Source organism: Dyella acidiphila (genome assembly GCF_014863405.1).
Taxonomy (GTDB): Bacteria; Pseudomonadota; Gammaproteobacteria; order Xanthomonadales; family Rhodanobacteraceae; genus Dyella_B; species Dyella_B acidiphila.
In genome coordinates this window covers 149,065-164,247 of the sequence record NZ_JACZZA010000008.1, presented here as the reverse complement: position 1 = coordinate 164,247, position 15,183 = coordinate 149,065, and the positions used below count along the sequence as shown (strand labels likewise).

General features: G+C 65.4%; 9 protein-coding genes. 5 read left to right on the top strand and 4 right to left on the bottom strand.

Features of this window, described 5'->3' with window-relative positions:
* Positions 1–42 precede the first annotated feature (42 nt).
* From IGX34_RS13800 to IGX34_RS13780, 5 genes are all read left to right on the top strand, one after another.
* Entirely contained in the window at positions 43–2,286 is a 2,244-nt protein-coding gene (locus IGX34_RS13800; RefSeq protein ID WP_192556307.1) for a glycoside hydrolase family 65 protein, read from the top strand.
* 18 nt (positions 2,287–2,304) lie between these two features.
* Positions 2,305–4,119, top strand: a complete 1,815-nt coding sequence (locus IGX34_RS13795) for a putative 2OG-Fe(II) oxygenase (RefSeq protein ID WP_192556306.1) — start codon at positions 2,305–2,307, stop codon at positions 4,117–4,119.
* A gap of 110 nt (positions 4,120–4,229) precedes the next feature.
* A complete protein-coding gene (locus IGX34_RS13790; protein ID WP_192556305.1) occupies positions 4,230–5,900 on the top strand; it encodes a trehalase family glycosidase in 1,671 nt (556 codons plus the stop codon).
* Between the two features lie 29 nt (positions 5,901–5,929).
* Entirely contained in the window at positions 5,930–6,985 is a 1,056-nt protein-coding gene (locus IGX34_RS13785; protein ID WP_192556304.1) for an alpha/beta hydrolase, read from the top strand.
* A gap of 137 nt (positions 6,986–7,122) precedes the next feature.
* Positions 7,123–8,565: a sigma-54-dependent transcriptional regulator gene (locus IGX34_RS13780; protein ID WP_192556303.1), complete on the top strand. Its 1,443-nt coding sequence runs from the start codon at positions 7,123–7,125 to the stop codon at positions 8,563–8,565.
* Positions 8,566–8,676: 111 nt separating this feature from the next.
* Here the strand turns inward: IGX34_RS13780 and IGX34_RS13775 are convergent, their stop codons facing one another.
* The 4 genes from IGX34_RS13775 to IGX34_RS13760 form a co-directional block, all read right to left on the bottom strand.
* A complete protein-coding gene (locus tag IGX34_RS13775; protein ID WP_192556302.1) occupies positions 8,677–10,239 on the bottom strand; it encodes a response regulator in 1,563 nt (520 codons plus the stop codon).
* 107 nt (positions 10,240–10,346) lie between these two features.
* The gene (locus IGX34_RS13770) at positions 10,347–10,793 is read right to left on the bottom strand and encodes a response regulator (RefSeq protein ID WP_192556301.1); all 447 of its coding nucleotides are present in this window, start codon (positions 10,791–10,793) and stop codon (positions 10,347–10,349) included.
* The gene (locus IGX34_RS13765) at positions 10,790–12,598 is read right to left on the bottom strand and encodes a sensor histidine kinase (protein ID WP_192556300.1); all 1,809 of its coding nucleotides are present in this window, start codon (positions 12,596–12,598) and stop codon (positions 10,790–10,792) included. Before IGX34_RS13765 ends, IGX34_RS13770 begins: the two co-directional genes overlap by 4 nt.
* Before the next feature lie 238 nt (positions 12,599–12,836).
* Positions 12,837–15,176: a GH92 family glycosyl hydrolase gene (locus tag IGX34_RS13760; protein ID WP_192556299.1), complete on the bottom strand. Its 2,340-nt coding sequence runs from the start codon at positions 15,174–15,176 to the stop codon at positions 12,837–12,839.
* Positions 15,177–15,183 lie beyond the last annotated feature (7 nt).

Below are 15,183 nucleotides of genomic sequence, written 5' to 3'. Positions count from 1 at the left end.
GTGCTGCAGGAAGCCGCACGCGCTGTCACCGCTGGAGTTTCCATGAGCTTTCGCACCATCGGCATTACCGGACTGTTCCTGCTTGCGGGCACGGCCGCATCCAACGCCTGCGCCACCGATCCGAGCTTCATGCTCACCGCCACCGCCGACAATTTCGGCAGCTATTTTCCCGGCTACCTGGCCAACGGCTATTTCTCTACCATGACCTCGCCGCGCGGCACCGAGCCGAGCCGCGCCTACATGGTCGCCTTCATGGACTACAGCAAGGGCGATATTGCGCGCCCCGCAGCGATCCCCGGCTGGAGCGAGATCGACTACAACCCCGGCGGCGGCTGGATCAATTCCACCCGCCTGGACCGAAAGATCTTCGCCGGCTACGCGCAGACGCTGGACATGCACGACGGCACGCTTACCACCAGCTACCGCTTCGACTACGCCAACAAATCCACCGACGTCAAAGTGGTGACCTTCGTCAGCCAGGCCGACAACCATCTGGCAGCGACGCAGTTCAGCATCACCCCGCATTTCGACGGTAGCGTGGAACTCACCTTCCCGCTGCGCCTGTGGTCCGAATATCAGCCGCGCTTTCCGATCGGCAGCATGACCGGCGACCAGATGATTGCCGGCGTGATCGCCAGCGGGCAGAACCTGGACAACAAACCGGTGCCGACACCGGACCGCGCTGCCGTGTGGTATCCGGGCTACACCCAGGTGTTGTCCAGCGACGGCGACAGCAAACAGCTCACGCTGTGGCTGGATGGCCGCGCGAAGGAAGGCCTGAGCATGGCCGAAGCGGCAGCGGTGCAAATGCCGGCCGGGCTGGAAATCCAGAACGTACGCCTCGACAAGACCAGCGACCTGCTCTCGCTGCATATCACCGCCAAGGTGAAACAAGGCACCACCTATACCTTCACCAAGTACCTCGCCGCTTCGCGCCAGGACTGGGGCGGCGCGGCGAAAGACGATGTGGCGCTGGCCACGCAGGCACGCCAGACCGGCTTCGCCACGCTGCTGGCACGGCATCAAGCCGCCTGGCATGAGCTGTGGAAATCGGACATCGTGATCGATGGCGATCCGCAGGTGCAGAAAGCGGTGCACTCCGATCTGTATTACCTGCTGTCCAACACCACCGTCGGCACCGCATGGCCGATGGGCGCCTGCGCACTCACACCCAACTACGCCGGCCATGCGTTCTGGGACAGCGATTCATGGGTGTTCCCCGCGCTGTTGCTGCTGCATCCGGAACGCGCCAAGCCGATCGTGATGTTCCGCCGCCGCACCATGCAGCCGGCGCGCGACCGCGCCGCGCAGTACGGCGCCAAGGGCACCATGTATCCGTGGGAGGCCGATCCGCAGACCGGCGTCGACTACACGCCGCACTTTGCCTATGGCGTGTACCGCGAGATCCACGTCAATGCCGATATCGCCATTGCGCAATGGCAGTACTACCTGGCCAGCGGCGACCAGGCCTGGCTCAAGCAATCCGGCTGGCCGGTGATCCGCGAAGTGGCGCAGTTCTGGGCCAGCCGCGTCAGCTACGACAAGAGCAGGGACCGCTACGAAATCATGCACGTCACGTCGCCCGACGAGGCCTACGACGACGTGCCGAACGACTCCTTCACCAACGCCGCCGCGCGCAAGGCCCTGCAGATCGCGATCGAAGCGGCCAGGCAAGTGGGTGAGACACCCGATCCGCAATGGCAGGCGATCGCCGACAAGATGTATATCCCGTTCCTGGACCAGGAACAGCGCCACCTCGATTTCGACGCCTCCGTGCCGCACGACAAGATCACCTGGATGGGTTCGTCGTTGGCCTGGCTGATGTATCCCAATCTGGATCTGCCGATGTCGCCGGCGGTGCGCCGCAACGACTTCGATTTCCAGTTGCAGGAGCTGAAAGTCCACGGCGACGATCCAAACGAAATGATGATGGTGATGCTGGCCGTCGGCGCGTCGGAACTGGGCGACGCCAAGACCGCAGGCGACTGGATCCAGCGCAACCTGGTCGGCTTTTTGAAACCGCCGTTCAATGTGCGCACCGAAACGGTGGCCAATAATGCAGGCTATATCCTGGCCACGTCCGCCGGCTTTCTGCAGAGCATGGTGTATGGCCTGACCGGCCTGCGCGTCGACGACAAGGGCCTGGACCAGGCTTATGCGCCGGTGCTGCCGCCATCGTGGCAGTCGCTGACGCTCAAGCAGGTGCATTTCCGCGGCAAGACCTACGACATCAGCGTGCGACGCGGTGCCGACGGTAAGGCCGAACTGGTGCGCCAGGCGCTGTAAATCATCGAGCCGCCGCCCATGCCCAGCACGTCGCCCGCCCTGCTCCACACCATGCAGCACATCGGCAGCCTGCTGCAGGGCGGCGACTTGCGCAGCGCGCACGATCACTTGCTGGCGGTCGTGGATGCGCATCCGGATTACGTCGAGGCCTTGCGCCTGCTCGGCGGTATCCGGCAAAGCTTCGGCGATGCCGATGGCGCCGAAATGCTGTTGCGCAAAGCACTGGCACTCGATCCCGGCTGGGCACCGACCCTGCTCACACTCGGTGAACTGCTGCTGCAACGCGGACACGCCGATCAGGCCGAACCCCTGCTGCGCCGTGCCGCGCAACGCCTGCCGCAAGCGGCGCTGTTGCTGGCGCGGCATTACAACGACCAGCAGCAGCCGGCCGAGGCGCTGGCCGTTGTCGGTCCGCTATGCGCTGCCGGCCAGTTGCATCCGGAACTGGTGACGCAACACGTGGCCGCGCTGTCGGCATTGCAGCGGCAGGACGAAGCGGTGACGTGCTATCGCCAGCTGGCGGAGGCTGCGCCCGACAATCCCGCCGCCACGCATGCCCTGGCGATCGCGCTGGGCGCCGCGGCCCGGCATACCGAAGCCGAACATGCGGCCCAGCACGCCTTGACGCGCGGACATCGCAGCGCCGCCGTGTATTTCACCCAGGCCAGCAGCCTGGTGGCGCTGGGTGAATTCGATCGCGCCGAAAGTGCCTTGCGCGAATGCCTGCGCGGGGATCCGCGCCACCGCGATGCACACGATCATCTGGCGCGACTAATATGGATGCGTACCGGCGATGCTGCCCAAAGCACCGCCATGCTCGACCAGGTGCTGCACGCATCACATGGCGATGAAGCGCTGCTGGCCACCAAGGCCGCCGTGCTGCAAGGCGCCGGCGACGTGCGTGCGGCTTATGCATGCCTGGCCGATGCCGCAACGCGCGCGCAGGCCACGCCTGCGCTGCTGGTACGTGCTGGGCTGGCCGCACTGGAATTCGATCCGGCCACCGCATTGACCCTGGCCGAACGCGCACTGCAACGGACCCCGGCCGCCACTGCGCCGCGCAATCTGCTTGCCGCGGCGCTGCTCGGCGTGGGCGATGCGCAGCGCGCGCTGGAACAGTGCGCGGCGCTGCTGCTTGGCGCCCCCGACGATCAATACCTGATCGCCTTGCAGACCACCGCCTGGCGCCTGCTCGGCGATGCACGCTACGACGCGTATTGCGATTACCCGCAACTGGTACGTCCGCAGTTGCTGCAGGCGCCTCACGGCTGGCCGGATCTGGCCAGCTTCCTCGCCGACCTCAGGCAAAGCCTGGAGAACCTGCATCAGCGCTACGAACATCCGCTACTGTTCCAGTCGCTGCGCCATGGCACCGAAACCACCGGCGACCTCACGCGTGAACAGGATCCGGTGATCCAGGCGCTGTTCCAGGCCTTCGATGCACCGATTCGCGACTATCTCGCACAGATCGGTCACGGCAGCGATCCCCTGCGCCGGCGCAACCGCGGCAGCTATCGCTACAACGGCGGCTGGTCGGTGCGGCTGCGCAGCGCCGGCTATCACGCCAACCACGTGCATCCGCGCGGCTGGATTTCCTCGGCCTTCTACGTCGATCTGCCGGATGGCATGGCCGATGCCGAAAGCGACGATGGCTGCCTGGCCTTCGGCGCACCCGGCATGCTCACCACGCCGCCGCTGCCCGCACAGCATGTGGTGCGCCCGCAGCCGGGACGACTGGTGCTGTTTCCGTCGTATGTCTGGCACGGCACCGTACCGTTCCATGCCGCGCAGACGCGGCTCACGGTAGCGTTCGACGTGGTGCCGGAGCGCTAGTCCATGACACGCACACAGCATCCGGTGCCAGGCAGCGAGCACTGCACGCTGCATCGAGCTGCGATACATCACAGCGCCGCCACCCACGGCGCCTCGAAGGGAGAAACGCCATGACCTACCCACTCCGTCCCCTCGCACTGCTGCTCTGCGCCAGCCTGGCCGCTGCCGCCTCGGCGGCTCAGCCCGATCCGGCCAAGACACGTGCCTATATCGACCAGGCCTGGACCACCCTGACCCGCTCGATGGACAACTGCAAATCGCTGGCCGATCCCAAGATCAAGGCACGCCCGGTGATCTATGTGCCGGCGCAATTCGCCGTCCCGGCCGCGCTGACCCAGACCGCCAGGCGCTGCAATGTGGATGTGCGCCCGTTGCCGCAGGTGATCGATCAGCTGGGCGCGATCGATGCCACCAGGCTGCCGGTGCAAGGCCTGCTTTACCTGCCGCATCCGTACGTGGTGCCCGGCGGCTTCTTCAATGAAATGTATGGCTGGGACAGCTATTTCATCGTGCTCGGCCTGGTCGCCGACCATCGCACCGAGCTGGCGCGCGACATGACCGACAACGCGCTGTTCGAAGTGCAGTACTACGGCGGCGTGCTCAATGCCAACCGCAGCTATTACCTCAGCCGTTCGCAACCGCCCTTCCTCACCGGCATGATGCAGGCGGTGCTGGGCGATCCGGCCAGTTTCCACAGCGCCGCGGAAAAACGCGCGTGGCTGGAGCAATCCTATCCGCTGGCGGTACGCAACCACGCCATCTGGACGCGCCCGGAACACCAGGCCGGCAATACCGGACTGGCCCGCTACTACGACCTGGGCAGCGGCCCGGTGCTGGAAGCGCAGGACAGCAGTTTCTATAACGACGTGATCACCTGGCTGATCGCGCATCCCGCCGACAACCCAGGCTACCTGCTCAAGGGCGCCCAGCATCCGAACGCTGCCGAAGCCGCGCAGTTGCAGAACACCAGCTGCGATGTGCACGCATCGAACGTATGCGCCGGCAACTGGGTCGGCGGCTATCGCCTGACGGCCGACTACTATCACGGCGATCGCGCAATGCGCGAATCCGGTTTCGACACCAATTTCCACTTCGGTCCGTTCGGCGGCTCCACCCATCACTATGCGGCGGTGGATTTGAACAGCCTGCTGTATCGCTACGAACTGGATCTGAGCGATTTCGCCAAGCAACTGGGCAAGCCGGACGAGGCCGAACATTGGGCGCAAGCCGCCGCCGCACGCAAGGCGGCGATGGATAAATACCTGTGGCGGCCGGAGCTGGGCATGTATCGCGACTACGACTTCGTCGCCGGCAAGCCCTCCGGCACGCCTTATCTCACGGCGTTCTATCCGCTCTGGGCGGGCGCCGCTTCGCCGCAGCAGGCCGAGGCCGTGCGCAAGACGCTGCCGACCTTCGAACTCAAAGGCGGCCTGGCCATGGACAACCGTCCCAGCGGCGCGCAATGGAACGCACCCTTCGGCTGGGCACCGACCAACTGGTTGGCGATCTCCGGCCTGGAAGCGTATGGCTTCCACCAGGACGCGCTGCGCCTGGCCGGCAAGTTCGACGCCACCATCGATCGCGGCTTCGCCGACGACGGCACCATCCGCGAGAAATACAACATGGCGCTGGGCAATGCCGACGTCAAAGTCAGTTCCGGCTACACCACCAACGTGATCGGCTTCGGCTGGAGCAACGGCGTGTACCTGAAATTGCAGGAGCTGCTGCATGGCGCCAAGCCGACGGCAGCGGCCGACACCCAATCGGGCACCGCACATTGAACGGCATCGCCGCCATCGAGGGGAAACTCATGTCCGTCCTGCGCCACCTCGCCGTGGTTTCCGCTGCGCTGTTCGCCACCGCCGCCAGCGCCCAGACCGCTGGCATGAATGCCGATGGCAGCGTCACCGCGCCAGCCGCCACGGTGCCGTATTCCTCCTACGCCTCGCCGCAGGCAAAAGCGTTCTTTCCGAAACTGCTCGCCGCCGGCAGCAAGGCGCCGCCGATCACCGCGCCGATCGGGCAAAGCCGCAGCTTCTACGACCGCATGAACAGCGATCGCGCCGCGCGCATGGAAAAGCTGTACCCGGTCACCACCCATCACGAGACCATTGCCGGAGTCGGCACCGACGTGGTGCTGCCGGCCCAGGGCATTGCGCCGGCCAATCGCGAGCGCGTGCTGATCAATCTGCACGGCGGCGCCTTTCTATGGGGTGCGCACAGCGGCGGGCTGGTGGAATCGATTCCGATCGCCAGCCTGGGCCGCATCAAGGTGATCACCGTCGACTACCGGCAGGGTCCGGAACGTACCTTTCCCGCCGCCAGCGACGATGTGGAAGCGGTGTACCGGGCGCTGCTCAAGCAATACAAGCCGCGCAATATCGGCATCTACGGCTGCTCGGCCGGCGGTGCGCTTACCGCCGAGGCGACCGCGCGCATCATCCATGACCAGCTGCCGGTGCCCGGCGCAATCGGCACCTTCTGCGGCTCGCTGACCGACCTGGATGGCGATTCGGCCTATATCGCGCCGCTGCTCAATGGCCAGGGCGTGCCGGTGCACCCCTTGCACCTGGCCGATATCCCCTATTTCCATGGCGCCCGTGCGGACGATCCGCTAGTGCAGCCCGGCCGCTCGCCGGCGCTGCTGGCCAAATTCCCCCCCACCTTGCTGATCACCGGCACCCGCGACATGGCGATGAGCTCGGTGGTGCACAGCCAGCAATTGCTCGACCAGGCCGGCGTGCCCACCGAACTGCATGTCTGGGAAGGCATGTGGCATTCCTTCTTCTCCGACCCGGAAATCCCTGAATCGCAGGACGCCTACCGGGTGATCGTGCAGTTTTTCGAGCGCCGCCTGGGGCATTAGGCGGCGGCGATTTTCACTCCGCGATAACGGAGCTGCCTATACATCACGCACCAGCACCCGCCTAGATGAGCACACATGCTTTGCGACTTGTCTGTAGGCGAGTATCCTGAACAACAACCCACATTCGCCCCCGGACCATGAGCCAACAGACCGTCCTGGTCATTGACGACGAACGCGACATCCGCGAACTGCTGACTATCACGCTGGGCCGCATGGACCTGAAGGTTGATGCCGTCGGCACCGTGGCCGATGCGCGCCAGGCACTGACCGATCATCACTACGATCTATGCTTCACCGACATGCGCCTGCCGGATGGCAGCGGGCAGGAGGTGATCGAGCTGATCGCTGCCGAATACGACGACACGCCGGTGGCGATGATCACCGCCTACGGCAATGTCGATGCGGCGGTGACGGCGCTGAAGGCCGGCGCCTTCGACTTCGTGTCCAAGCCGGTCGACATCCAGATGCTGCGCCGGCTGGTGCGCACGGCGCTGAAGCTGGCCGAGGAAAAGCGCAGCGGCGCCACCCCCGCCAGCACCACCACCGCCTCCGGCGATCGCCTGATCGGCGACTCCACCGTGATGCAGCAGGTGCGCAGCACCATCGGCAAGCTCGCGCGCAATCAGGCGCCGGTGTATATCGCCGGTGAGTCAGGCGTGGGCAAGGAACTGGTGGCGCGGCTGATCCACGAGCAGGGTCCGCGCGCCAGCGGCCCGTTCGTGCCGGTCAACTGCGGCGCGATTCCCTCCGAATTGATGGAAAGCGAATTCTTCGGCCATCGCAAAGGCAGCTTCACCGGCGCCGTGGCCGACAAGGAAGGGCTGTTCCAGGCCGCGCATGGCGGCACGCTGTTCCTGGACGAAGTGGCCGAGCTGCCGCTGCACATGCAGGTGAAACTGCTGCGCGCGATCCAGGAAAAAGCCGTACGCCCGATCGGTGCGCGCGAGGAAATCGCGGTCGACGTACGCATTCTCTCGGCCACCCACAAGAACCTCGCCGCCCTGGTCGATCAGGCCCAATTCCGCCAGGACTTGTTCTACCGCATCAACGTGATCGAGCTGCGCGTGCCGCCGCTGCGCGAGCGCCGGGGCGATGTGCCGCTGCTGGCCGATTTCGTGTTGCGCCAGCTCGCCACCAAGAGCCGCAGCGACACCCCGGCACGGCTGCTGCCTGAAGCACGCCAGGCGCTGGAGGACTACGACTTTCCCGGCAATGTGCGCGAGCTGGAAAACATCCTCGAGCGCGCCGTAGCGATGTGCGACGGCGACCGCATCGACGCCAGCGACCTGATGCTGCCGCAGCGCCCGCCGCGCCACGGCGCGGAAGCGCCGGCACCGGCACAGGCCCATCACCCCGCGCCGGGTTTCGCGCATCCGGCGCATGCACCGATGTCCTCCGCGCCGCCGGTGCAGACGCCGTCCAGCGAACTGGGCCTGGACGACTACATCAGCAATCTCGAGCGCACCGCGATCATGAAGGCGCTGGAAGAGTCGCGCTACAACAAGACGGCGGCGGCGAGAAAGCTGGGCATCACCTTCCGCGCGCTGCGCTACAAGCTGAAGAAGCTCGGCATCGATTGATGCGGGCTTGTTGGCGTCAGTGGGTTAGCCCGGGCTGGATGCAGGGCTGGCCCAACGCGGTTTCGATCATTGCGTTGGGTTACGCTGCGCTAACCCAACCTACGTAAGTAGTCAGGCGCTCTTTTGCAGCGTGGCGCGTACCGCCTGCAGCAAGGTCCGTGTGTTCACCGGCTTGTTCAGGCGCAGCAACTTGCCGGGGACCTGGAAGATCGCCGAATCGGGCGGATCGTCCGCACGGCACAGCACCAGCACGCCCTTGCGGTAACCCGACTCGCTCAGCGCGGCCAGCGTACGCTCGCTGGTGAACAGGCTCATGTCGGCGTCCATTACCACCAGATCCGGCAGGCCACAGGCTTCGATCCATTGCAGGGCCGCGGTACCGCTCTGGCTGGCGTGCACTTCATAGCCCCAGGTATCGAGCGTGTCGGTGAGCAGGGTGAGCTGGCCGGCCTCTTCCACCACCAGCAGCACGTGCTCGGCATTGCCGTGCAGGGAGCCATCGCCGTCCACCAGTTCCGTCGTTTCGGCGACGGCGCGCGTCACCGGGATATACAGGTCGAAACAGGTGCCTTCGCCCAGCAGGCTATCCACCCGCATCACGCCGCCGTGGCTGTAGACAATGCGCCGGCACGACAACAGGCCCAGTCCGGTGCCGCCGTCCTTGGTGGTGAAGAAGGGCTCGAACAAACGCCCACGCACTTCTTCGCTCATGCCCTGGCCGGTATCGGCCACGGACAGGCGCACGTAGTCGCCCGGCTGCGCTTCTTCCTGTTCGAGCAGGAATGAGGTATCCAGCTTTGCCTTGCTCGCTACCACGCGCAAAATGCCGCCGCCAGGCATCGCCTGGATCGCGTTGAGGCAGAGGTTGAGCAGGCACTGCTGCAGTTCGGTGTGATTGCCTTCGAAGCTCAGCTCGGCATCGTTCAATTCGATATCCAGCTGCACCCCGCGCGGCACGCTGCCTTGCAGCAGCAGGGACAGCGCATCGAGCACGGCCCGCGCTTTCACCTGCTCGGCGCGCCGCGCACCACGGGCAAACGACAGCATCGATTGCACCATCTCCAGCCCGCGCCGCCCGCAGTCGCGCACCAGCGCACCGAGGCGGGCCAGGCGCGGATCCTCCTGGTAATCGAGCAGGCTGTCGCCGGCCAGCAGCAATGGCTGCAGCAGGTTGCGCAGATCGTGGCTGAGGCCGCCGGCCAGCATGGCCAGGCTTTCAAAACGCTGCACCCGGATCAGCTCGGCTTCGGCATGCGCGCGGGCGCGCTGTTCCTCGGCTTCGCGCAGGGCGCGGCGCACCGCGCTGGCCAGGCGCGCGGGATTCTGTTTCAGGATGTAGTCGGTGGCGCCTTCGCGCAGCGCGGCGATGGCCGCTTCTTCGCCGAGCGTGGCCGATACATAGATGAACGGCGTCTCCGGACTGTGCGCCAGCAGCAATTCCAGCGCACGCTGACCGGAGAAGCCCGGCATGCTCAGGTCCGACAGCACGATATGCGGCTGGAATCCCTGCAGCGTATCGATGAAGGCCGGCTCGTCGTCGACCAGCCGCACTTCGTAGTCGATACCGTCCGCCTGCAGCTCGGTAAGGATCAGCTCGGCGTCGAGCGGGCTGTCCTCCACCTGCAGCACGCGGATCCGCGGCAGCGCACGTTGATGGTTTGACTTGTCCGGCATCCCTGAGCCTGCTTGGTCAATCCGTTCATCATATTTCAACGGATCGCTAACGGCATGCGTTGCGCACTACTGCAAAAAAGCGGCATGCGGGCGGCGCGCCGGAGGCGTCATTCCGTCTCCGGCGCCTGGTTCAGCACGCCCCAGAACTGGCCCAGGGTCTGCACTGCCCGGAAAAACTGCGCCACGTCCACCGGCTTGATCACATAGGCATTCACACCCAGGTCCCAGCTGCGGGCCAGATCGCTTTCTTCACGCGACGACGACAAAATCACCACCGGCGTACGCCGGAAGCGCTCGTCCGCACGCATCTGGCGCAGCACGTCCAGGCCGGTCATGCGCGGCATTTTGATATCCAGCAGCACCACCGCCGGGTCGGCGACGGGGCGGCCGGCGAACGCGCCGCGGGCATACAGCCAGTCCATGCACTCTTCCCCGTCCTCCACGTGCGCGACGGGGTTGGCGAGGTTGGCCTGGCGCAGGGCGTCCACGGTCATTTCGGCGTCGACGGGGCTGTCTTCCACCAGCAGGATGGTGCGCAGCGGTCCATGCTTCATGGCGAGACCCATTCATTGGCCACCGGCGGTTCCACCGCCGACAGCGTGAAGTGAAATTGCGCGCCCTGCCCCGGCTCGCCTTCGGCCCAGACCCGGCCGCCATGCCGCGACACGATGCGCTGCACATTCGCCAGCCCGATGCCGTTGCCCGGAAATTCGCTGGCCTTGTGCAGGCGCTGGAATACGCCGAACAATTTGTCGACGTAGCGCATGTCGAAGCCGGCGCCATTGTCGGACACGGTGAATTCGAAATCGCCGGATTCGCCGTGCTCCACGCTGACCCGGATATACGCCGTGCGCGTCTGGCCGGTGTATTTGACGGCATTGCCGATCAGGTTCTGCCACACCGTGCGCAGCATGTTCTCGTCGCCCACCACGACCGGCATGGGGTCGACCTGCCATTCGATGTGGCGGTCCGGCACTTCGGATTCGGCCAGCATGCGTGCCTCATCCACCAGCGACTGCATGTCCACCGCCTGCAGCCGCAAGGCGCCGCGTCCGAGCCGCGAGAACACCAGCAGATCATCGATCAGCTGCGCCATGCGCTGCGAGGCGTCGCGGATCACGCCCAGGTAATGGTGGGTGGTGACATCCACGTCATCGCCCAGGTGCAGCTCCAGCTTTTGCGCGAACGCCGTGATGTGCCGCAACGGCGCGCGCAGGTCATGCGACACGGAATAACTGAAAGCCTCCAGTTCGCGGTTGACGTCGGAGATCTGCACCACCTTGCCCTCCAGCTGGTGATTGAGCTCCTTTACCTGCTGCTCGACCAGGGCCCGCGCGGTGACGTCGCTCACCGTCAGCAGCAGCACAGGATTCTCGCTGTCCTGCTGTTGCAGGCGCCGTGCATTGATCACCACGTGGCGTTCGACACCGTCGATGGTGCGCTGCGTAAGTTCGTAGTCCCACAGCTCGCGGTCGCGCAGCAAGACGTCGCGCAGGCGCTGCTGCAGCACTTCGTCGGCCCAGGCGCCCTGGCCGATGTCGTCCAGGTATTCGGCGCGGCTGTCCTCGGAAACGCCATACAGTTCGCTGAAGGCCGCATTCACCAGCAGCGTGCGCAGGCTGTTGTCGAGCAGCGCGATCGGTTCGCGCACCGCCTGCAGGATCATCTGCGAACGTTGCACGGCCTGGCGTTCGCCGATCTCGGCACGCAGGCGCTTGCCGATCTGCCGTTCGGACACCACCACCACGATGGTCAGCATCACCAGCTGCGCAATGGCGGTCAGCGCCAGCGCGGTGCTGCTGTCCCGCGACAGTTGCTGTGCCGCCTCGCGGCGATGCTGCAATTGCAGCTCGGCGCTGCCGACCAGGCGGCTGGCGATGTCGTCGATACGGAACAGATTGCCGGCATCGCGCAGCGCCTGTCCGGCACCGATCGCGTCGTTGTGCTTGTAGCGCTGCAGGGCCTGGTGCAGCAGCGCCAGGCGGCCGTTTTCCACTGCGCTCAGCTGCTCGACCAAGTGTTCCTGCTCGGCGTTGTCGGCGACCAGGCGATGCAATTGATCGAGCAGGTTGGGCACCAGCCGCTCGGCGTTCTGCACGGTTTCTTCGCCGCGCGCGTACGGGTCATCCGCCAGCAGGTGCTGGATGGCGGCTTCGCTGTCGTAGGTCTGGTCGGCGATGCGGTAGACCAGCGCCTGCACTTCGGCCGCGCGCGTGACCAGCTCGCCGGCATCCAGCGCCTGCCGCGAGCCGCCGCGCATGATCATGTACGGCAGCGCCACGATCACCAGCACGGCAAGCAGCAGACCGCCGGTGCGCCAGCGCAAGGCAGCTACTTGTCGCACCGTCCCACGGATCATCGACGCCCCTGCATGGCCATACATCCCGGCATGATGCATGCATTCTGCGCATGTTTGCGTTGGCTGACTAGTGCGACAGCGGCGCGCTGCTCCCGTTTGGCAAGCAGTTGCCCCGCAGGGACGGAGGCGGGGATGCGCCTGCGCCGAATTTAAATCGAGCTACGTATTCTCCGCCGCTCCCACGAGCTTGTCCCTCGCCTCGCTCCTCTCCCCCGCAGGGGAGAGGAAGCCATGCGGCTTAGCGGGAATAGCTGCTCATGGCCGTGGGCCGTGCCGAAATGGCGGTACCCCAGTTCTTGTTCGGCTCCGCCTGCATGGTGAAGTGCAGTTCGCCGCCGGCCATGATGTCGGCATGGCGCAGGTAAACGCGGTCCAGCGGCTTGCCGTTGAGCGTGACCGCGCCGACATACGGATGCGCCGCATCCATCGGCGAGGCGCTGACGGTGAAGGTGTGCCCATTGGCCAGGTGGATCGCCGTACGCGGCACGAACGGGCGGCCGATGGCGTATTCGTCGCTGGCCGGCGTCACCGGATAAAAGCCCATCGCGGTAAAGATGTACCAGGCCGACATCTGGCCCAGGTCATCATTGCCGATCAGGCCGGCCGGGCCCGGGCCGTATTCGTTGTCCATGATCTGCTTCAGGCGCTGCTGCGTTTTCCACGGCTCGCCGGCGTAGTCGTAGAGGTAGGCGATGTGGTGGCTGGGTTCGTTGCCGTGCGCATACCAGCCGATCAGGCCGGTGATGTCTTCCACGTTCTTGAAGATGGCCGGATCGACCTTGGCATCGAACATCTGGTCGAGCTTGGTATCGAACGCCTGGTCGCCGCCCATCGCGGTGATCAGGCCGGCCACGTCCTGCGGCACGTACCAGGAGTACTGCCAGGCGTTGGCTTCGGTGTAGTCGTCGCCGTAGCCGGCACTGGTCGGATCGAAGGGCTCGCGGAACTGGCCGTTGGTCAGGCGCGCGCGCATGAAGCCGGTTTTCGGATCCCACACATTGCGCCAGTTGGTGGAGCGCTTTTCGAAGGTGGCGTAGATGTCGTTCTTGCCCATCGCCTTGGCCATCTGCGCGATGGCCCAGTCGTCGTAGGCGTATTCCTGGGTCTTGGAGCCGCCTTCCACTTCCTTGTCGATCGGCACGTAGCCGAGCTTCATGTAGTCGGCCAGGTCACCGTAGTTGCCGTAGGTGGCGGTGGACACCATCGCCTTCATCGCCTTGTCCGCGTCGAAGCCGCGAATGCCTTTGACATAGGCGTCGGCAATGATGGCCACGGCGTGATAGCCGGTCATGCACCAGGTTTCCAGGCCCTGGTAGGCCCACACCGGCAGCATGCCGAACGGGCTGGCCTGCTGCGCGGCCACCATCGAGCGGATGAAATCCACCGTGCGGTCCGGATGCATCAGGATGATCAGCGGCTGCTGCGCGCGGTACACGTCCCACATCGACCAGCTCGAATAGAAATTGAAGCCGTCGGCATGATGCACCTGGTAATCCGGGCCGCGGAATTCGCCGTTCACGTCCATGCTGAGGCTGGGTGCGATCAGCGCGTGATAGAGCGCGGTATAGAACTGCGTGCGCTGCACTGGGGTGCCATCCACATCGATCGGCGCCAGCGCCTTGTTCCATGCGGCAAGGGCGGCGCTGCGCTGCGCATCGAAATTCCAGCCTTCGCCATCGTGATCGAGGTTGGCGATCGCATTGGCTTCGCTGACCGAAGACACCGCCACCTTCACCAGCAGCGGCTGTTTCAGGTCGCCGAAATCGAACACGCCGACCACCGCGCGGCCGTTCTGCGCATTGCTGTCCGCCGGCTGGTAGCCCGGGCCCTTGAAGCCCTTGTAGAGCACGTCGGTCTCGCGGTTGTACAGCTCGCGCGAGCTCATCGGCTGGTTGAAGCGCATGGCGAAGCACAGCTGGCGGCCCGGCGCCCAGCCGCGGGTGGTGCGGCAGCCGGTGACGGTGCCGTCCGCACGCACCTGCAGGTTCGACCACAGCACCTTGCCGGCGTAGTCGTAGATGCTCGGGCGCAGGTCCAGCAGCAGGTGCGCCGGCTTGCCGGCGGGGAAGGTGTAGCGATGCCAGCCTACGCGCTGGTTGGCGGTCAGCTCGGCGCGGATGCCGTAGTCGGCCAGGGTCACCGCGTAATAGCCGGGCTGTTCCTGCTCGGTGGCATGGTCGAAGCGCGAGCGGTAGCCGCTGCCCGGCACTTTTTCATCGCCCGGATCGAGCTTGACGTCGTCGCCGGCGATCGGCATCACCAGCACATCGCCCAGGTCCGAATGGCCGGAACCGGAAAAATGCGTGTGCGAAAAGCCCATGATGGTGGGATCGCCGTACTGATAGCCGGCCGCCCATTTATAGGCGTGCTTGAAATCCGGCATGGCGGTGTCGGGCGACAGCTGGATCATGCCGAACGGCACCGTGGCGCCCGGGAACAGGTGTCCATCCCCGCCCGTACCTATGCGAGGATCGACTTCTGACGCATGCTGCCCGCCACCCTGGGCTGCGGCGAGCGCTCCCAACGGTGTGATCATCAGGGCGGCAAGGCAGGCACAAAGCAGGCGGGAGCGGTTCATAGGGGCT

Excerpts from the sequence above, each read along its gene's own strand:
- IGX34_RS13800 (WP_192556307.1), top strand. The coding sequence starts at position 43 with ATGAGCTTTCGCACCATCGGCATTACCGGACTGTTCCTGCTTGCGGGC.
- IGX34_RS13795 (WP_192556306.1), top strand. The coding sequence starts at position 2,305 with ATGCCCAGCACGTCGCCCGCCCTGCTCCACACCATGCAGCACATCGGC.
- IGX34_RS13790 (WP_192556305.1), top strand. The coding sequence starts at position 4,230 with ATGACCTACCCACTCCGTCCCCTCGCACTGCTGCTCTGCGCCAGCCTG.
- IGX34_RS13785 (WP_192556304.1), top strand. The coding sequence starts at position 5,930 with ATGTCCGTCCTGCGCCACCTCGCCGTGGTTTCCGCTGCGCTGTTCGCC.
- IGX34_RS13780 (WP_192556303.1), top strand. The coding sequence starts at position 7,123 with ATGAGCCAACAGACCGTCCTGGTCATTGACGACGAACGCGACATCCGC.
- IGX34_RS13775 (WP_192556302.1), bottom strand. The coding sequence starts at position 10,239 with ATGCCGGACAAGTCAAACCATCAACGTGCGCTGCCGCGGATCCGCGTG.
- IGX34_RS13770 (WP_192556301.1), bottom strand. The coding sequence starts at position 10,793 with ATGAAGCATGGACCGCTGCGCACCATCCTGCTGGTGGAAGACAGCCCC.
- IGX34_RS13765 (WP_192556300.1), bottom strand. The coding sequence starts at position 12,598 with ATGATCCGTGGGACGGTGCGACAAGTAGCTGCCTTGCGCTGGCGCACC.
- IGX34_RS13760 (WP_192556299.1), bottom strand. The coding sequence starts at position 15,176 with ATGAACCGCTCCCGCCTGCTTTGTGCCTGCCTTGCCGCCCTGATGATC.